Source organism: Metapseudomonas cellulosilytica (genome assembly GCF_049334135.1).
GTDB lineage: Bacteria > Pseudomonadota > Gammaproteobacteria > Pseudomonadales > Pseudomonadaceae > Metapseudomonas.
This window is the reverse complement of sequence record NZ_JBHZGN010000003.1, coordinates 286,561-304,508: the sequence shown is the minus strand read 5'-3', so window position 1 is coordinate 304,508 and position 17,948 is coordinate 286,561. Positions and strand designations below refer to the sequence as shown.

Below are 17,948 nucleotides of genomic sequence, written 5' to 3'. Positions count from 1 at the left end.
ATCAAAACCCGACTTTTCAAGCCGTAAACCGGCAATCTACACTGTTCCGGTACAGTTGCCGGGGGGTTTTGGCGGGGTGCAATTCCCTGTCCCGTAGCTTCGGCAAACAGGACAACAACAATGAAAAACACAAGAGTGGAGCACTATGAACAAGGCTACCAAGCAGATTTCCAAACTGTTCGCCGCCATGGCTCTGGCCGGTGTCGCTAGCTACTCCGTAGCAGCCGATACCATCAAGATCGCCCTGGCCGGCCCGGTGACCGGTGCGGTTGCCCAGTACGGCGAGATGCAATTCATTGGCGCCAAGATGGCAATCGAGCAGATCAACAAGGCCGGCGGGGTGAACGGCTCTCAGCTCGAAGGCGTGGTCTACGACGACGCATGCGACCCGAAACAGGCCGTTGCCGTAGCCAACAAGATCGTCAACGACGGTATTCACTACGTGGTTGGCCACCTCTGCTCCAGCTCCACCCAGCCCGCGTCCGACATCTATGAAGACGAAGGCATCCTGATGATCACCGCGGCTTCCACCAGCCCGGACATCACCTCCCGCGGCTACCAGCTGGTGTTCCGCACCATCGGCCTGGACAGCCTGCAAGGCCCGACCGCCGGCAACTTCATCGCTGACCACATCAAGCCCAAGGCCGTTGCCGTCATCCACGACAAGCAGCAGTACGGCGAAGGCATCGCCACCGCCGTGAAGCAGACCCTGGAAGCCAAGGGCGTCAAGGTGCCGCTGTTCGAAGGCATCAACGCCGGCGACAAGGACTTCTCCACCATCGTCGCCAAGATCAAGCAGGCGGGCGTGGACTTCGTCTACTACGGCGGCTACCACCCGGAACTCGGCCTGCTGCTGCGCCAGTCGGCTGAGAAAGGCCTGAAAGTCCGCTTCATGGGTCCGGAAGGCGTGGGCAACAAGGAACTCTCCGCCATCGCCGGCCCGGCCTCCGAAGGCCTGCTGGTAACCCTGCCGAAGTCCTTCGACCAGGATCCGAAGAACCAGGCCCTGGTAGACGCCTTCAAGGCCAAGAACGAAGACCCGAGCGGTCCGTTCGTGTTCCCGGCCTACGCCGCTGTGCAGGTCATCGCCGAAGGCATCAAGAAAGCCGGCGACGACGACACCTCCAAGGTCGCGGCTGCCCTGCGCGCCAACTCGTTCGAAACCCCGACCGGTACCCTGGCCTTCGATCAGAAGGGCGATCTGAAGGACTTCAGCTTCGTGGTGTACGAGTGGCACAAGGACGGCACCAAGACCGAAGCTAAGTAAGCTTCCCGCCTGAACGCAAAGCCCACTGCTATGGCAGTGGGCTTTGTTTATCCGTGTTTTACGGGCTCCGCCGCGCCACAAGCGCCGCTTTACGTGATGCCCGAGGAGTTAGGGAATGCCTGATCTCTACCACTATCTGCAACAGCTGGTTAACGGGCTCACCGTTGGCAGCACTTATGCCCTGATCGCCATCGGCTACACCATGGTCTACGGCATCATCGGCATGATCAACTTCGCCCACGGCGAGGTTTACATGATCGGCTCGTACGTAGCCTTTCTCGTGATTGCCGGGCTTACCATGCTCGGTCTGGACAGCCTTCCGATCGTCATCGTCGCGGCCTTCGCCGCGAGCATCATCGTTGCAAGCGCTTACGGTTACAGCATCGAACGGGTCGCCTACCGCCCCCTTCGCGGCAGCAACCGCCTGATCCCGCTGATCTCCGCGATCGGCATGTCGATCTTCCTCCAGAACGAAGTACTGCTGACCCAGGATTCCAAGGACAAGGCCATCCCCAACCTGATCCCTGGCAACTTCATCATCGGTGACAACGGCGTCGTGATCTCCTATATGCAGATCCTGATCTTCGTCGTCACCTTCCTGGTCATGTACGGCCTCACCCTGTTCATCTCCCGCTCGCGCCTGGGCCGTGCCTGCCGCGCCTGCGCCGAAGACATCAGGATGGCCAACCTGCTGGGCATCAACACCAACAACATCATCGCCCTGACCTTCGTCATCGGCGCCACCCTGGCCGCCGTGGCCGCGGTGCTGCTGGGCATGCAATACGGCGTGATCAACCCGCATATCGGCTTCCTCGCCGGTATCAAGGCCTTCACCGCAGCGGTACTCGGCGGCATCGGCAGCATTCCGGGCGCCATGCTCGGTGGCCTGGTGCTGGGCGTGGCCGAAGCCTTTGGTGCCGATATCTTCGGCGACCAGTACAAGGACGTCGTGGCCTTCAGCCTGCTGGTTCTGGTCCTGTTGTTCCGGCCGACCGGCATCCTTGGCCGTCCGGAGGTGGAGAAGGTATGAATACTCGACTCAAAACGGCGTTCTTCAGCGCCCTTCTGGTGCTGGCCGTCGCCTATCCGGTGCTCGGCCTGAAACTCAGCGTGGTCGGCGTCGGCCTGGTGGTCTACGGCGCCGAAACCCCCACCCTGCTCGCCATCGCCGGCGGCGCCCTGCTGATGTTCGTCTGGCAGCTGTTCCGTGACCAGGTCAGCGGCATCTGGGCCGGCGCGCCCAAGGTGCCGCACCTGTCGAAGAAGACCAGCCACTTCCTCACCCTGCCCTCCACCCAGCGCTGGGCGGTGCTCGGCCTGATCGTGATCGGCCTGGTCTGGCCCTTCTTCGGTTCGCGCGGCGCGGTGGACATCGCCACGCTGATCCTGATCTACGTGCTGCTGGGCCTGGGCCTGAACATCGTGGTCGGCCTGGCGGGCCTGCTGGACCTGGGTTACGTCGGCTTCTACGCCGTCGGCGCCTACAGCTATGCCCTGCTCTCGCACTACTACGGCCTGGGCTTCTGGGTGTGCCTGCCGATCGCCGGCATGATGGCGGCCTTCTTCGGCTTCATCCTCGGCTTCCCGGTGCTGCGCCTGCGCGGTGACTACCTGGCCATCGTGACCCTGGGCTTCGGCGAGATCATCCGCATCCTGCTGCGTAACCTGACCTGGCTCACCGGTGGCCCCAACGGCATCAGCAACATCGACAAGCCGACCCTGTTCGGCCTGACCTTCGAGCGCCGCGCCGAAGAGGGCATGCAGACCTTCCACGAGTATTTCGGCTTCGCCTACAACTCGGTGAACAAGGTGGTCTTCCTCTACCTGGTCGCCCTGCTGCTGGCCCTGTTCGCGCTGTTCGTGATCAACCGCCTGCTGCGCATGCCGCTCGGCCGCGCCTGGGAAGCCCTGCGCGAAGACGAGATCGCCTGCCGCGCCCTGGGCCTGAACCCAACCCTCATCAAACTCTCCGCCTTCACCCTGGGCGCCTGCTTCGCGGGTTTTGCCGGCAGCTTCTTCGCCGCGCGCCAGGGCCTGGTGACCCCCGAGTCCTTCACCTTCATCGAGTCGGCGACCATCCTCGCCATCGTCGTGCTGGGCGGCCTGGGTTCCCAGTTGGGTGTGATCCTCGCAGCCGTGGTGATGATCCTGCTCCCCGAACTCATGCGTGAGTTCAGCGAGTACCGCATGCTGATGTTCGGCGCCCTGATGGTGCTGATGATGATCTGGCGTCCGCAGGGCCTGATGCCGATGCAACGTCCCCACCTGGAGCTGAAACAATGAGCCGCCCGATTCTCGAAGTAAGCGGTCTCACCATGCGCTTCGGCGGCCTGCTGGCCGTCAACGGGGTGGGCCTGACCGTTCAGGAAAAGCAAGTGGTGTCCATGATCGGCCCGAACGGCGCCGGCAAGACCACCGTGTTCAACTGCCTGACCGGCTTCTACCAGCCGACCTCCGGCAGCATCCGCCTGGATGGCGAGCAGATCGAGGCCCTGCCGGGCCACAAGATCGCCCGCAAGGGCGTGGTGCGGACCTTCCAGAACGTCCGCCTGTTCAAGGAAATGACGGCGGTGGAGAACTTGCTGGTCGCCCAGCACCGCCACCTCAACACCAACTTCCTCGCCGGCCTCCTGAAGACCCCGGGCTTTCGCAAGAGCGAGCGCGAGGCCATGGACTACGCCGCCCAGTGGCTGGAGAAGGTGAACCTCACCGACGTCGCCAACCGGCCGGCCGGCACCCTCGCCTACGGCCAGCAGCGCCGCCTGGAAATCGCCCGCTGCATGATGACACGCCCGCGCATTCTCATGCTCGACGAGCCGGCCGCGGGCCTCAACCCGCGCGAGACCGAGGACCTCAAGGCACTGATCGCCATGCTGCGCAATGAGCACAACGTGACTGTGCTGCTGATCGAGCACGACATGAAGCTGGTGATGAGCATTTCCGACCACATCTATGTGATCAACCAGGGCACCCCCCTGGCCGACGGCACGCCGGAGCAGATCCGCAGCAACCCCGACGTGATCAAAGCCTATCTGGGGGAGGCCTGAGCCATGCTTACGTTCGACAAGGTTTCCACCTTCTACGGCAAGATCCAGGCGCTGCACGGCGTCAGCATGGATGTGAAGAAAGGCGAAATCGTCACCCTCATCGGCGCCAACGGCGCCGGCAAGTCCACCCTGCTGATGACCCTCTGCGGCTCGCCGCGGGCGCACAGCGGCAGCATCCGCTATGAGGGCGAGGAACTGGTGGGCAAGGAGTCCTACGACATCATGCGCAAGAGCATCGCCGTCGTGCCGGAAGGCCGCCGCGTGTTCGCCCGCCTGACCGTCGAAGAGAACCTGGCCATGGGCGGCTTCTTCACCGACAAGGGCGACTACCAGGAGCAGATGGACAAGGTGCTGCACCTGTTCCCGCGCCTGAAGGAGCGCTTCGAGCAGCGCGCCGGCACCATGTCCGGCGGCGAACAGCAGATGCTTGCCATCGGCCGCGCGCTGATGAGCAAGCCCAAGCTGCTGCTGCTCGACGAACCGTCCCTCGGTCTCGCGCCCATCATCATCCAGCAGATCTTCGACATCATCGAACAGCTGCGCCGTGACGGCGTGACCATCTTCCTGGTGGAACAGAACGCCAACCAGGCGCTCAAGCTGGCCGACCGTGGCTATGTGCTGGAGAACGGGCACATCGTCATGCAGGGCAGCGGCGACGACCTGCTCAACGACCCCAAGGTGCGCGACGCCTACCTCGGCGGCTAAGTGCCCCGCTCCACCGAAAACGGCCCCTCGCGGGCCGTTTTCTTGGCTTTCGTAGGATGGGTGGAGCTTGCGATACCCATCGACCATCCGCTGATGGGTATCGCTTCGCTCCACGCCATCCTACGTAACCGTCGCTCGAACTGGGCCAGCTCCTACAGCCCTATCTTGAGCCTTCGCAAGGCAATTCCCGCTCATTCGCACTACCCTATGCCGGTACCTGCAAACAAGGAGTCCGCATGAGCCTTTCACTGCTGAGCCGCTACGCCTTCTTCGCCTTCTGTGTGCTGTTCACCCTCTTCAGCCTGCCCTTCACCGACCACGACTGGGTCTGGCCCTTCACCCTGCTCACCGGAGCGCTGAGCCTGCTCGGTCTCTTCGACCTGCTGCAGGAGCCCCACGCAGTGCGGCGCAACTACCCGATCCTTGGCAACATCCGCTACCTGGTGGAAGGCATCCGCCCGGAAATCCGCCAGTACCTGCTGGAAGCCGACGACGACCGGCTGCCTTTCTCAAGGGCCCAGCGCTCGCTGGTCTACGCGCGGGCCAAGAATGAAGGCGGCGACAAGCCCTTCGGTACCCTGATCGACGTCTACCGCTCCGGCTACGAATTCATCGGCCACTCCATGCGCCCGGCACCGCTCAGCGATCCGTCCAGCTTCCGTGTGGTGGTGGGTGGCCCGCAGTGCACCCAGCCCTACTCGGCCTCGGTGTTCAACATCTCGGCCATGAGCTTCGGCTCCCTCAGCGCCAACGCCATCCGCGCGCTGAACCGGGGCGCCAAGCTCGGCAACTTCTATCACGACACCGGCGAAGGCAGCATCAGCCCCTACCACCGCGAAAATGGTGGCGACCTGGTCTGGGAACTGGGCAGCGGCTACTTCGGCTGCCGCACCAGCGACGGCCAGTTCGACCCGGAGCGCTTCGCCGCGCAAGCGCAGCATCCCCAGGTGCGGATGATCGAGATCAAGCTGAGCCAGGGTGCCAAGCCGGGTCACGGCGGCATCCTGCCCAAGCACAAGGTCACCGAGGAAATCTCCCTGACCCGTGGCGTGCCAATGGGCGAGGACTGCATCTCCCCTTCCCGCCACAGCGCCTTCTCCACCCCCATCGAGATGATGCAGTTCATCGCCAGGCTGCGGGAGCTGTCCGGCGGCAAGCCGGTGGGTTTCAAATTCTGCCTGGGCCACCCTTGGGAGTTCATGGGCATCGCCAAGGCCATGCTGGAAACCGGCATCCTCCCCGATTTCATCGTGGTCGACGGCAAGGAAGGCGGCACCGGCGCGGCGCCCCTGGAGTTCACCGACCATATCGGCGTGCCCCTGCGCGAGGGCCTGCTGTTCGTGCACAACACGCTGGTGGGCCTGAACCTGCGGGACAAGATCAAGCTCGGCGCCAGCGGCAAGATCATCAGCGCCTTCGACATCGCCAGCGTGCTGGCCATCGGCGCCGACTGGGCCAACTCGGCGCGCGGTTTCATGTTCGCCATCGGCTGCATCCAGTCCCAGTCCTGCCACACCAACCGCTGCCCAACCGGTGTCGCCACCCAGGACAAGCTGCGCCAGCGCGCCCTGGTGGTGCCGGACAAGGCCCAGCGGGTGCAGATGTTCCACCGCAATACCCTCAAGGCGCTTGCGGAAATGCTCGCCGCCGCCGGCCTCGAGCACCCCAACCAGCTTGAACCGCGCCATGTGGTGCGACGTGTTTCGGACAAGGAAATCCGCCTCTTTTCCCAGATTCATGTCTTCCTCAAACCGGGGGACCTGCTCAAGGAAAAGATCGAGGCGGACTTCTACGAACGCATGTGGGCGATGGCGCGGGCGGACAGTTTCGAGCCTTCGTGTGCGTGGTGAACCCTTTGGGGCCGCTTCGCGGCCCAATCGCGAAAAAAGCTCACCCCTTTAGCACCCCACCATCCACCGGAATCAGCGCCCCGGTGACATAGCTGGCCAAGGGGCTCGCCAGGAAAGCCGCCACCGCGCCGAACTCCTCCGTCGCGCCGTAGCGGCCCACCGGAATCGCCGCCTGTTCCTTGGCCATCAGGCTCGCCACCGGCATGCCGCTGCGTTCGGCGGCGCGCAGCGTCAGGGTCTCGGTGCGCTCGGTCCAGAACGAGCCAGGCATCAGGGTATTCACCGTCACCCCATCGGCCGCCACTTCGGCCGAGAGGGTCTTGGCCCAGTTGGCCAGCGCGGCCCGCAGTGCACTGGACAGCACCAGGCCGGGAATCGGTTCCACCACGCTGGTGGAGGAAATCATCAGGATGCGGCCGAAGCGTCGCTGGCGCATGCCGGGCAGGAAGGCGTTCACCAGCGCCATGCTGCTCAGCAGCATGGCATCCAGCTGGCGGTGCCAGAGCTGCGGGTCGAAGTCCACGGCGTTGATCGGCGGCGGTCCACCGTTGTTCGCGACCAGAATGTCCGGCGCACCGATGGCCGCGACCACCTGCTCGATGGCCATGTCCACCGCGCCCAGGTCGCTCAGGTCCACCGCCACCGCCTGGGCCTCGCCGCCCTCGCGGCGAATGCGCTCCACCGCCAGGTCCAGCTTCGACAGGTTGCGCGCCAGCAGGCAGACCCGCACGCCCTCCCTGGCCAGCGCCTCGGCCACGCCGAAGCCCAACCCCGAGCTGCCGCCGCACACCAGGGCGCTGCGGTTTTCAAGTTGAAGGTCCATGATCAGTACTCCATTTCCCGGTTCACCCGCCAGTGTGCACCCGGCGGGGGCGAAGGCCAATGCGCAATCGCCCCTCCCCCATCACGCCGAGAGCACCCGGCAGGCATGCTCCGGAATAGTCACCGACACCGGGTTGCCGATGGCCAGGCCGATGTCCTGGCAAGGCGTTGTCAGCGCGGTGAGGGAAACGCCGGAGCACTCCACCGTGGTCTCGATGGTGGCGCCGATATCCCGCACGAAGGTCACCGTGCCCGGCACGCTGTTGGCGCCGCCGGCCTGGGGCGCGGACAGCTGCAGGTCCTCCGGGCGCACCAGCAGCTTGATCGGCGCGCCGGCCTGGATGCTGGAACAGATCGGCGCCTGGAATGACGCGCCGCCAGGCAGGCCGACACGGCCGCTGCCCAGGGCGGTGGCCGGGAAGATATTGCCGGTGCCGATGAAATCGGCGACGAACTCGTTGGCCGGATTGCGGTAGATCTCGATCGGCGTGCCCACCTGCTGCACGCGGTGCTCGCCCAGCACTACCACTATGTCGGCCATGGTCATGGCCTCGCGCTGGTCATGGGTGACCATGATGGTGGTGATGTTCAGGCGTTGCTGCAGCTGGCGAATCTCGATCTGCATCGATTCGCGCAGCTTGGCGTCCAGCGCCGACAGCGGCTCGTCCAGCAACAGCAGCTTGGGGTGCGAGGCGATGGCGCGGGCGATGGCCACGCGCTGGCGCTGCCCGCCGGAAAGCCGCGACACCGGCCGATCGACCATCTCCTGCAGCTGAATCATCTGCAGCAACTCAGCCACCCGCGCCTGCTGCTCGGCCTTGCCCACGTTACGCAGGCGCAACGGGTAGGCGATGTTCTCGCCCACCGTCATGTGCGGGAACAGCGCCAGCGACTGGAACACCATGCCGAAGTTGCGCTGGTGCGCCGGGGTGTAGCTGATGTTCTTGCCATCCAGGAGGATCTGCCCGGAGCTCAGGCTCTCCAGGCCGGCGATCATCCGCAGCAGGGTGGTCTTGCCGCAGCCCGACGGGCCAAGGAAGCAGACCAGTTTGCCCTCGGGCAGGTGCAGGTTGACGTCGGTCACGGCGCAGATGGAGCCGTAGCGTTTTTCGACTTTTTGCAGAATCAGTCCAGACATGCTTCACCTCGAATCAGAAGGACACGCCGCCATCGCCCACCAGCTTCTCCAGCGCCCAGATCAGGGCGAAGTCGATCAGCACGATCAGCACGGCAAAGGAAAATACGGTGGGGTCGAGGGACGACACGGTGCGGCTGTACATCCAGATCGGCACGGTCATCACATCGATGTTGTAGAGGAAGTAGGTCACGGTGAACTCGTTGAACGAGACGATGAAGGCCAGCAGCATTCCGGCCAGGATGCCCGAGCGCATCAGCGGCACCACCACATCCAGGATCGCTCTCGTCGGCGCTGCACCGAGCATCTGCGCGGCCTCCTCCACCTCGGTGCCGATGGACACCATGGCCGCCGTGCAGTTCTTCACCACGAAGGGCAGCGCGAGGATCACATGGGCGATCACCAGCCGCGAGGTATCCATGTGGAACGGCAGGCTGTCGAACACCAGCAGCAGCGCCAGGCCCAGCACCACCATGGGGAACACCAGCGGCAGCGACATCAGTTGCAGCGCCACCGCCTTGCCGCGGAACTCGCACCGGGTCAGCGCGTAGGAGGCCGGCACTGCCACCAGAGTGGCCAGCACCATGGTCAGGCAGGACACCAGCAGGCTGGTGGTCAGCGCCTGGCCCAGGCTCAGCACATCGCTGGCGTCCGGCGAGACGAAGGTGCGCCAGGCCGCCTCGTACCACTGCAGGCTGAAGCTCGACGGCGGGAAATCGAGGTTCGACGCACCGCTGAAGGACATCACGATCATCGTCAGGATCGGCAGCACCGCCAGCAGCAGGATCACCCCCGAGAGGATCATCGCGAAGCGGCCGGTCTCCCCCGGCAGCGCCGCGTGGGAACGGAAGGGATTGCTCATTGCGAAGCCTCCAGCATGCGGCGACGGCGGCCGGTGACGTATTCGGAGAAGGCCATGATCGCCAGCGTGGTGACGATCAGCACCACGCCGGCGGCGGAGGCCGCGGGCCAGTTCATCAGCGGGGCGATCTGGTCGTGCACCATCACCGCCAGCATCGGCACGCGCCGTCCCCCGAGCAGCAGCGGAACCACAAAACTGCTGGCGTTGTAGGCGAACACCAGGGTGGCGCCGGTGAAGATACCCGGCAGGCTCATCGGCAGCACCACCTGGCGGAACACCTGCAAGCGGCTGGCGCCCAGGGTGGCGGCCGCCTCTTCATAGGTACGGGCCACGCCGCGCATGGCGCTGGCGATCGGCAGCACGGCCAGGGGGAAGGCCGTCTGCACCAGCCCCATCAGCACGCCGGTCTGGTTGTAGAGCAGCATCATCGGCCGGTCGATCAGCCCCAGCCCCATCAGGGCCTGGTTGAGCATGCCGGCCGGCCCGAGGATCACCAGCCAGCCGTAGCTCTGCAGCAGCAGGTTGACCAGCAGCGGCAGCAGCACGGCCGCCAGGAATACCCGGCGCAGGAAGGGCGACTGCAGGCGAGACATGCAGTAGCCCACCGGAATCGCCAGGGCCACCGCGATCAGCGCGCTGAAGAAGGCCAGGCGCAAGGTCAGCAGCAGGGATTTCAGGTAGTACGGCTCGGCCAGCTGGGCGTAGCTGGCCAGGCTGAAGCCGCTCCACTCGGCGCCCTTCTCGCCGATGCTCATGCGCAGCACCAGCAGGCTGGCGGCCACCAGCACGGCGAGGAAAAGCATCGACGGGGTGAGGAAGAGCCAGGCCCGCGCTGTGGGCGAAACCGCTTTCGCCGGGCGTGGGGGCGCCGCGCCGACCGCTTGGGTCAGATCAATGTGTTCCATATCGCTCGTCTCGTCAGAACAGGGAAACCACGCGCCGGGCGGCCAGCCGCCCGGCGCGAATCACGGCAGGCGCCGTGGCTGCATCAGGAAGAGAAGATTTCCGTGTAGCGGCGAATCCACTGGTCGTGGACCGTGGCGAGGAAGGCGTTGTCGTGCATGATCGCCTTCTCCGCGATCTGCTCCGGCGTGAGGATGAAGGGGCTCTTGCGCGCCTCGGCGGAGATGATCGCCTTGGCGTTGACCGGACCGTTGAAGATGTCCTCGGCCATCTTGCCCTGCACCAGCGGGTCCAGCGAATGGTCGAGGAAAGCGTAGGCCAGGTCGGTGTCGCCCGGGCGGTGCTTGGGCATCACCGAGAGCATCAGGTCGGTGTAGAAGCCTTCCTTCATGCCGAAGGTGGCGCCCAGGCTGTAGGCGGGGTCGCGGATCTGCTTGGGGAAGAAGGCCGGGGCGTAGAGACCGCCCATGTCCAGGGAATTGGTGCGGAACAGCTCGGCGATCTGGTTGGGGTTTTCCCCCAGGGTCATCACGCGGTCCTTCAGCTCTTCCAGCTTCTTGAAGCCCGGCTCGATGTTGTGAATGTCACCACCGGCCAGCTTGGCGGCGATGATGATCAGGTCCATGGCCTCGGTCCAGTTGGGCGGCGGCAGGAACAGGCGGCCTTCGTAGGCCGGATCCCAGAGCGCGGCGTAGCTGTCCGGCACATCCTTCACGGTGCGCGTGTTGTAGACCAGGCTGTTGCACCACAAGAGGTAGCCGATGCCGTGGCCGTTGGCGCCGGTCTGGTACTGGGCGGGCACGTCCTTGAGGTTGGGAATGCGGTTGAGGTCGGGCTTTTCCAGCAGGCCGGCGCTGGCCAGGCCTTCGGCGCCCACCCCGGCGAGGGTGATGATGTCGTACTGCGGGCGGTCGCCGCCGGCTTTCAGCTTGGCGACCATTTCCGAGGTGCTGCCAGTGCGGTCGGCGATCACCTTGGCGCCGGTCTTGGCCTCGAAGGTGGCCGCGATATTGCGCAGCGCCGCCAGCCCGGTGTCATCCGACCAGGTCAGCAGGCGCAGGGTCTTGCCCTGGAAGCGAGTATCGCTGGCGCTGGCCCGGATGAAGGGCATCGACAGGGTGGCGGCCGCCACCGAAGCGACGCCTACCGTCTTGATGAAGTTTCTTCTGCTCAGATCATGATCGCCCATTGAGGACTCCTCTTGTTCTTGTATGGAGCTGCGGCAGCGAAGTGCCCGGCGCGGTCATCCTGCGGCGCACCGGGGCGAGCAACAATCGAAAATTCGTCATTGGAGCCATGTCTTCAGCGCATGGCTTGAACCCAGGCATGACAAAGCCGCCCGAAGGCGGCTTTGTGGGGTGTGATGCTGTTCTTTGTAGGGGCGAATTCATTCGCGAAGGGATGCGCAGCGGCCCCCGATACTCCGTCGGGCAGGCCTGCGGCCTGCTTGGCGATTGAAATCGCCCCTACAGTGGATTCCCCCCCACAATGGAAGCCGGCGCCGTCAGACCGCCCTTACCACATGCTTGATCTCCTGGAAGGCGGAGAGCCCCCAGGGGCCGAGTTCGCGGCCGATGCTGCTCTGCTTGTAACCACCCCAGGAAGTCTGCGGGAAGATCACCTGCGGTGAGTTGATCCACACCATGCCGGCCTGCAGGGCATTGGCAACGCGCTCGGCAGCTTCGGCATTGCGGCTGACCACGCTGGCCACCAGGCCGAACTCGCAGTCGTTGGCCAGTTCGATGGCCTCTGCCTCGCTGGCGAAGCTGCGCACACAGAGCACCGGTCCGAAGATTTCCTCGTTCCACAGGGCGCTGTCCTTCGGTACGTCGGTGAACACCGTCGGCTGGAGGAAATAGCCCCGCTCCAGATCCGCCGGACGCTCGCCACCGCACACCAGGCGCGCGCCCTGGGCCAGGCCACGGTCGATATGGGCGCGCACCCGCTGGTACTGCGCCTGGTTCACCAGGGCGCCCATTTCCACGCCTTCGGCGAAGGGGTCACCCACGCGGATGGCCTCGGCACGGGCCTGCACCCGCGCCAGGAAATCCGCCGCCAGCGGCGCTGCCACCAGCACGCGGCTGGTGGCGGAGCACATCTGCCCGGCGTTGAAGAAGGCACCGCCGCAGGCCAGCTCCACGGCCAGTTCCAGGTCGGCATCCTCCAGCACCAGCAGCGACGATTTGCCGCCCAGCTCCAGGCTGACGCCCTTCACGGTTTCCGCCGCGCGCTGCATCACCTGCACGCCCACGGCGTTGCTGCCGGTAAAGGACACCTTGGCCACCTTCGGGTGGGACGACAGCGGCGCGCCTACCGCCAGACCGGTGCCGCACACCAGGTTGAACACGCCGGCAGGCAGGCCGCTGTCGTGGATGATGCGGGCCAGTTCCAGCTCCGGCAGCGGCGTCACCTCGGAAGGTTTGAGCACCACGGCGCAGCCGGCGGCCAGGGCCGGAGCGAGTTTCCAGGCGGTGGTCACCATGGGGAAGTTCCAGGGCACGATCAGCCCCACCACGCCGCAGGGCTCGCGGCGCAGGCGCGCGGCGAAGTCCTCGCTGGGCAGCTCCACCGGGCGGTCCTGCTGGGCATCCAGGCCCTCGGCCAGACCCGCGTAGTACTCGAAGGTGCCGATCACGTCGTCGACATCGATGGCCGCCTCGAACAGCGGCTTGCCGTTGTTGGCCGACTGCAGCTGGATCAGCGTCTCGCGGCGCTGGCGCACACCCTCGGCAATACGCCGCAGGCAGGCGCCACGTTCGGCACCGCTGCTGCCCGCCCAGGCCGGGAAGGCAACGCTGGCGGCCTGCACGGCCTGGTCGACACTGGCGGCATCGCCGCTGCCGACAGTCGCCAGTTGGGCCTCGGTGGCCGGGTTGATCACCGCCAGGGGGGCGCCGCCGGCCAGCCACTGGCCGCCGATGTAAACGCCTGCGAGGGTTTCGGTGTAGGTCGGGAGCGTGTTCTGCATTGCGTGATTCCGTCGATTCTGGGCTGCCGAACCTGCAATCGGCGCGGATGACAGTGGGCGCCTTGCCGCTGGATGCGTGCTGCAGCAAGAGCCGGGGCAGGTAAGTTGCGCAATTGGACCCGCCGGGTGGCGGCCATGACAAGGCAAAATTCGTCATACTTGCCATGTCCTCACGTCATGGCTGCCTTGATGAAACGCCTCCCGCCCCTGCCCGCGCTGCACACCTTCCTGGTCACCGCCCAATGCTGCAACTTCACCCGCGCCGCCGAGTTGCTGCACCTCACCCAGGGCGCCGTGAGCCGGCAGATCGCCGGGCTGGAAAGCCACCTGGGTTACCCGTTGTTCCAGCGCCAGGCGCGGGGCCTCAGCCTCACCGCCCAGGGCCGCGAGCTGCTGCCGCGCATCCAGCACGTCTTCACCCTGATCGATGAAGCCGTCGAGCAGGTCGGCGCCAAGCGCGAAGCGCTGCAACTCAAGGCCCCCACCTGCGTGATGCGCTGGCTCCTGCCGCGGCTGATGCAGTGGCAGGCCGAACGCCCGGACGTGCCGGTGGAACTCACCACCACCGTGCAATACGGCGTGGATTTTCGCCGCGAAGAATTCGACGCCGCGGTGATCTACGGTACCCAGCCCGGCAGCGCCCAGGTCGCCCACCACCTGTTCGACGAACAGCTCACCCCCGTCTGCTCCCAGCAACTGATGGCCGGACCCGTGCCGCTGACCGGCGCCGCCGACCTGGCCCGGCACACCCTGCTGCACCCCACCCGCGACGAACAGGACTGGAAAACCTGGCTCCTGGCCGCCGGCGTCACCCTCGGCAAGCTTGGCAGCGGGCACCACTTCGACACCCTCGACCTCGCCCTTTCCGTCGCCGCCCAGGGCAATGGCGTGGCACTGGGCGACTGGGCACTGATCGGCGAAGACCTCGCCACCGGCCGCCTGGTGGCCCCCTTCGACCTCAAGGTGCCCACCGGCGGCGCCTATTTCCTGGTCTACCCGGAGCGCCCCGTGCCCAGCCCGCAACTGCGCGAGCTGGTGGACTGGCTGATGGCCCAGGCCCACCCAACCTGAGAAGCGGGTGCGCACAGCGCACCCTACGATCCAGGCCGCAGCTGCTGTAGGGGCGAATTCATAGGCTATGTCTGCGTTAAGTGTTGGGATGTGGCGCAGAGGCCCGTAGGGTGGGCTTCAGCCCACCATCGGAGGTCAGCGTGGGCTAAACGATCCAGGCCGCGGCTGCTGTAGGGGCGAATTCATTCGCCAACCGGTCCGCAGGACCGGCCAACACGTCCACCAACACGGCTCCCCCGACAAACCACCTTGAATCGCCCACCGATTCCGCTAGGCTCTGCAACCTCAATTGAAAGGAGTACCCCACCATGGCCCGTGCCACTGCCCGCCACATCCTGGTTGCCACCGAAGCCAAGTGCAATGAACTGAAAGCCGCCATCGAAGCCGGTGCCGACTTCGCCGAAATCGCCAAGCAGCATTCCACCTGCCCCTCCAGCCGCGACGGCGGCAACCTCGGCTCCTTCGGCCGCGGCCAGATGGTCAAGGAATTCGACACCGTCGTCTTCAGCGCCCCGCTGAACGTCGTGCAGGGCCCGGTGAAAACCCAGTTCGGCTACCACCTGCTGGAAGTCACCAGCCGCCAGGAATGACAATCCCCCACGGCGCCGCCGTCCGGCGGCGCCTGCTTCCTTCCCGCTTGCTCTCGCGTTGCGGATTGAAGGGCTGATCGACGTCAGCGCCTACGTTCCGGATCCCCCCCTGCAAGCGACTCAATACCCGCCGAGATCCGTTCCCACGAAAATCCCCAGCCGCGGGTCGTAGTACTGAATCACCACCCGCGGGCTGCCATAGCGCGGGTAGTAGTAGGGTTGCGGACCGACGACGTAGCCGCCGTAGTAACTGGGCGCGATGATCACGCGCGGGTGAATGGGGTAGTAGCTGTAGGGACGGTAATAGGGCCTGTAGAAGCCGTGACGGTGACCGGAGAAGTGGTTGTGGTGGTGCCAGCCGCCGTGACCACCGCCGTTCCAGGCGAGCAGGGCCTGGCTGGAGCTCCCGGTGCTGGACCAGGGTTGCTGGGCGAGGACCTGCCCGCTGGTAGCGCAGGCCAGGAGGAGTATGAACAGCTTGAGGATACGCATGGCGAGCCCTCCTGCATGGTCCCCCCAGGTTTCACCCCCGCAGTCTCAGTATAGTTTTTGACCCGTTTCACCCCGGTCCTGGCGCAGCCTTATGTCGGCATTCGGGGCTGTGGCGACGTACGGTGAGGTCTATTTCCTACAGATGTTTCTGCACTCCAATCCCGTACGCCTACAGAGAAATTTCCTACGAATCTTTAGCCTTGAGCGCCTACAAGCGCCCTGGCTAGAGTCCGGCCCGTCACGGTCAATCCCGTGACCGGGAGTCGAAACCCGGAGTGATCTCTACGAAGGCGCGGTAACCCCATAGACACCACGCACAGGCGCTGTATTCAGCCTGTCGCTTTTGTCCGTCTATGGCGGGCCGTGCGGGGCAGGCCTTGGCCTGGCCGGGTTCCTTCGTAACCGGTATTTCGACCCCCGTGCGGCCCGCCACCTTCTGCCGAGTCGAAACGGCCGGTGGCGGCTCTTCTGGATACGACGGGAGCAACGGAACATGCCCTTACCGCCTTTTACCCACGCGCACCGCCGCGCCATCCCCATCGTCTCCACGCCGGAGGTGCGCCATGTTTGAGTTCAAGCCCCTGCCCTCCCAACCCTACGACGACGTGATGTTCTTCAACCCCCGTGCCTGCGCGGATCATCTCTTCGAAACCGCGCAGCAGCGCATGCATGCCGTGCTGGACCTGGTGCAGATGATCGAGCAGAACGAGAGTTCGGACCTGGTACGGCGGGAGGCGGCGCGGCTCGCATTCGCGATTGGCCTGTTGCTGGCCGACGCCCGCACGCTCTACGAGGCGGCCCATGAGCGGGCGATGGAATCGCAAGGTCCGGGCGGCCTGGCCTGAAGGGAACCAGGTAGGGTGCGCTGTGCGCACCGAAACGTCCGCGCGGGATTGCCGGTGCGCACGGCGCACCCTACGGGGCTGCCAGGCAGCCCTTCGCGAATGAATTCGCCCCCACAGAGAATGTGCCGGCGGGTGAGCAATGGATTATCGAGATGCTCGTTGCCCCTTCGCTGCGAACTCGAGCCAACTCAGGATTCCTTTGCGGTACCCCGTCGAATCCAGCAACTCCCCGGCAGCGACCCAGCCGTCATCGTGTTCCCGCTGCCACTGCTCACCCCAGCTGTTCTTTATCCGCACGGCGTCGTAACACTCGATTTCATCGTCGGCACACATGCGGCGATAACCGTAGATGACCACGGAGTGGCCATTCTCATCGCCCTTCCAGCAAGTCTCACCCTCTTCCTTGACACAGACATTCTGAAGCAGCACCGGATTGTTCGCCCGGATGGACATCTTTATGGCAGCCATGACCGACGCATAGTTCTGCTGCTTCTCTACCCTCGGGTAGAACTTGAAAACCATGGAGTCCTTGAACTCGAAATGGGCCCTGCCTTCGGTTTCATTGCAGGCCTCGGGAGCAATGGCTCGCTCCAGGAAGGCTCCGAACGAAGCCTCGCCAAGTGCTCGGTACAGTTGCTCCGCGCTGGGCCGCGCGTTGCTCAACTGGCTGAATTCCAGAACCGGATCGGCACCTTCCAGGGCGCAGTCGGCACAAGGCGGAACGATACCCTGATAGACCTCGTAGAACGCTTTCAGGCGTTCGAGATTGTTCCGCTGCACGAGCAGTTGATCCCGGGTAAGCGTCTGGTCGGTAGCCACCATGTCCTTGTACAGGGTCTGCGAGGGGAAGCAGGCTTCGCTGGCAACCGTGCCGACGAGGACAGTCGAAATATGCAAGGCCAGCGCTCCTGAGCCGCCCTCATCGATTCTGCTGTATGACGACAGATAGTTCGGCTCACCCTCGGGCATGGAACCGAAACGGGTCATATCCAGGGACGATGCCAGCTGGTCCATTGGCGCACTTGGGCAATCGATGCCCAGGGACCGGCAGGCGTAAAAATTGAAGATCATGGCCGCAGAATGGGCGAAGCAATTGCCGAAGCCTTGCTGGTTCGTGGTCCTGGGCATGTTTTCAATCTGTATCTCGCTGCCCTCCTGTACATGGAAGTTTTCATCGAACACCAGGAACGGCCAAGGCGTCGCGTGTGCGGACCCCGCCAGCAATGCGCCGACAGCCCAGGAACAGAACGCATGGAGGAGCGCCTTCATCATGGCTGTTTCCCTTCCTCGGCTGACTGCCCGCTCAGGTGCACGCGCCGCCACAACCCTACTGGCACAACGCGATTACCCATCACTTTAGATGCCGCCGATCGGTGTCCCCAGTCAGGGCT

At 64.8% G+C, this 17,948-nt stretch carries 17 protein-coding genes; 9 read left to right on the top strand and 8 right to left on the bottom strand.

What is annotated here, in order from left to right:
- Window positions 1–145 precede the first annotated feature (145 nt).
- From ACFW0H_RS05635 to ACFW0H_RS05610, 6 genes are all read left to right on the top strand, one after another.
- Complete coding sequence (locus tag ACFW0H_RS05635; RefSeq protein ID WP_422912915.1) at window positions 146–1,267, top strand: branched-chain amino acid ABC transporter substrate-binding protein; 1,122 nt, start codon at window positions 146–148, stop codon at window positions 1,265–1,267.
- Window positions 1,268–1,382: 115 nt separating this feature from the next.
- Complete coding sequence (livH, locus tag ACFW0H_RS05630) at window positions 1,383–2,297, top strand: high-affinity branched-chain amino acid ABC transporter permease LivH (protein WP_422912914.1); 915 nt, start codon at window positions 1,383–1,385, stop codon at window positions 2,295–2,297.
- On the top strand, window positions 2,294–3,550 hold the full coding sequence (locus ACFW0H_RS05625) for a high-affinity branched-chain amino acid ABC transporter permease LivM (protein ID WP_422912913.1): 1,257 nt from the start codon (window positions 2,294–2,296) through the stop codon (window positions 3,548–3,550). The genes livH and ACFW0H_RS05625 overlap by 4 nt, the downstream gene beginning before the upstream one ends.
- The gene (livG, locus tag ACFW0H_RS05620) at window positions 3,547–4,314 is read left to right on the top strand and encodes a high-affinity branched-chain amino acid ABC transporter ATP-binding protein LivG (protein ID WP_422912912.1); all 768 of its coding nucleotides are present in this window, start codon (window positions 3,547–3,549) and stop codon (window positions 4,312–4,314) included. The genes ACFW0H_RS05625 and livG overlap by 4 nt, the downstream gene beginning before the upstream one ends.
- A 3-nt stretch (window positions 4,315–4,317) precedes the next feature.
- On the top strand, window positions 4,318–5,019 hold the full coding sequence (locus ACFW0H_RS05615) for an ABC transporter ATP-binding protein (protein WP_422912911.1): 702 nt from the start codon (window positions 4,318–4,320) through the stop codon (window positions 5,017–5,019).
- Between the two features lie 236 nt (window positions 5,020–5,255).
- The gene (locus ACFW0H_RS05610) at window positions 5,256–6,869 is read left to right on the top strand and encodes an FMN-binding glutamate synthase family protein (protein ID WP_422912910.1); all 1,614 of its coding nucleotides are present in this window, start codon (window positions 5,256–5,258) and stop codon (window positions 6,867–6,869) included.
- 40 nt (window positions 6,870–6,909) lie between these two features.
- On the opposite strand, the gene ACFW0H_RS05605 is transcribed toward ACFW0H_RS05610, so the two are convergent.
- From ACFW0H_RS05605 to ACFW0H_RS05580, 6 genes are all read right to left on the bottom strand, one after another.
- A complete protein-coding gene (locus ACFW0H_RS05605) occupies window positions 6,910–7,692 on the bottom strand; it encodes an SDR family oxidoreductase (protein WP_422912909.1) in 783 nt (260 codons plus the stop codon).
- An 81-nt stretch (window positions 7,693–7,773) separates the two neighbouring features.
- Window positions 7,774–8,829: an ABC transporter ATP-binding protein gene (locus ACFW0H_RS05600; RefSeq protein ID WP_422912908.1), complete on the bottom strand. Its 1,056-nt coding sequence runs from the start codon at window positions 8,827–8,829 to the stop codon at window positions 7,774–7,776.
- A 13-nt stretch (window positions 8,830–8,842) separates the two neighbouring features.
- The gene (locus ACFW0H_RS05595; RefSeq protein WP_422912907.1) at window positions 8,843–9,688 is read right to left on the bottom strand and encodes an ABC transporter permease; all 846 of its coding nucleotides are present in this window, start codon (window positions 9,686–9,688) and stop codon (window positions 8,843–8,845) included.
- Window positions 9,685–10,593 carry an ABC transporter permease gene (locus tag ACFW0H_RS05590; protein WP_422912906.1) on the bottom strand — a complete coding sequence of 303 codons (909 nt, stop codon included), beginning with the start codon at window positions 10,591–10,593 and terminating at the stop codon, window positions 9,685–9,687. The genes ACFW0H_RS05595 and ACFW0H_RS05590 overlap by 4 nt, the downstream gene beginning before the upstream one ends.
- 83 nt (window positions 10,594–10,676) lie before the next feature.
- Window positions 10,677–11,780, bottom strand: coding sequence for an ABC transporter substrate-binding protein (locus ACFW0H_RS05585; RefSeq protein ID WP_422912905.1), 1,104 nt, complete (start codon window positions 11,778–11,780; stop codon window positions 10,677–10,679).
- Window positions 11,781–12,095: 315 nt separating this feature from the next.
- The gene (locus ACFW0H_RS05580; protein WP_422912904.1) at window positions 12,096–13,559 is read right to left on the bottom strand and encodes an aldehyde dehydrogenase family protein; all 1,464 of its coding nucleotides are present in this window, start codon (window positions 13,557–13,559) and stop codon (window positions 12,096–12,098) included.
- A gap of 189 nt (window positions 13,560–13,748) precedes the next feature.
- Between ACFW0H_RS05580 and ACFW0H_RS05575 the strand changes: the two genes are divergently transcribed.
- Together ACFW0H_RS05575 and ACFW0H_RS05570 are read left to right on the top strand one after the other, a co-directional pair.
- The gene (locus tag ACFW0H_RS05575; RefSeq protein ID WP_422912903.1) at window positions 13,749–14,630 is read left to right on the top strand and encodes a LysR substrate-binding domain-containing protein; all 882 of its coding nucleotides are present in this window, start codon (window positions 13,749–13,751) and stop codon (window positions 14,628–14,630) included.
- Window positions 14,631–14,938: 308 nt separating this feature from the next.
- A complete protein-coding gene (locus ACFW0H_RS05570) occupies window positions 14,939–15,220 on the top strand; it encodes a peptidylprolyl isomerase (protein WP_422912902.1) in 282 nt (93 codons plus the stop codon).
- A gap of 120 nt (window positions 15,221–15,340) precedes the next feature.
- Here the strand turns inward: ACFW0H_RS05570 and ACFW0H_RS05565 are convergent, their stop codons facing one another.
- Window positions 15,341–15,712: a hypothetical protein gene (locus tag ACFW0H_RS05565; RefSeq protein ID WP_422912901.1), complete on the bottom strand. Its 372-nt coding sequence runs from the start codon at window positions 15,710–15,712 to the stop codon at window positions 15,341–15,343.
- Between the two features lie 563 nt (window positions 15,713–16,275).
- On the opposite strand from ACFW0H_RS05565, the gene ACFW0H_RS05560 reads away from it, so the two are divergent.
- Window positions 16,276–16,557: a hypothetical protein gene (locus ACFW0H_RS05560; protein ID WP_422912900.1), complete on the top strand. Its 282-nt coding sequence runs from the start codon at window positions 16,276–16,278 to the stop codon at window positions 16,555–16,557.
- Window positions 16,558–16,701: 144 nt separating this feature from the next.
- On the opposite strand, the gene ACFW0H_RS05555 is transcribed toward ACFW0H_RS05560, so the two are convergent.
- The gene (locus tag ACFW0H_RS05555; RefSeq protein WP_422912899.1) at window positions 16,702–17,829 is read right to left on the bottom strand and encodes a hypothetical protein; all 1,128 of its coding nucleotides are present in this window, start codon (window positions 17,827–17,829) and stop codon (window positions 16,702–16,704) included.
- Between the last annotated feature and the right edge of the window lie 119 nt (window positions 17,830–17,948).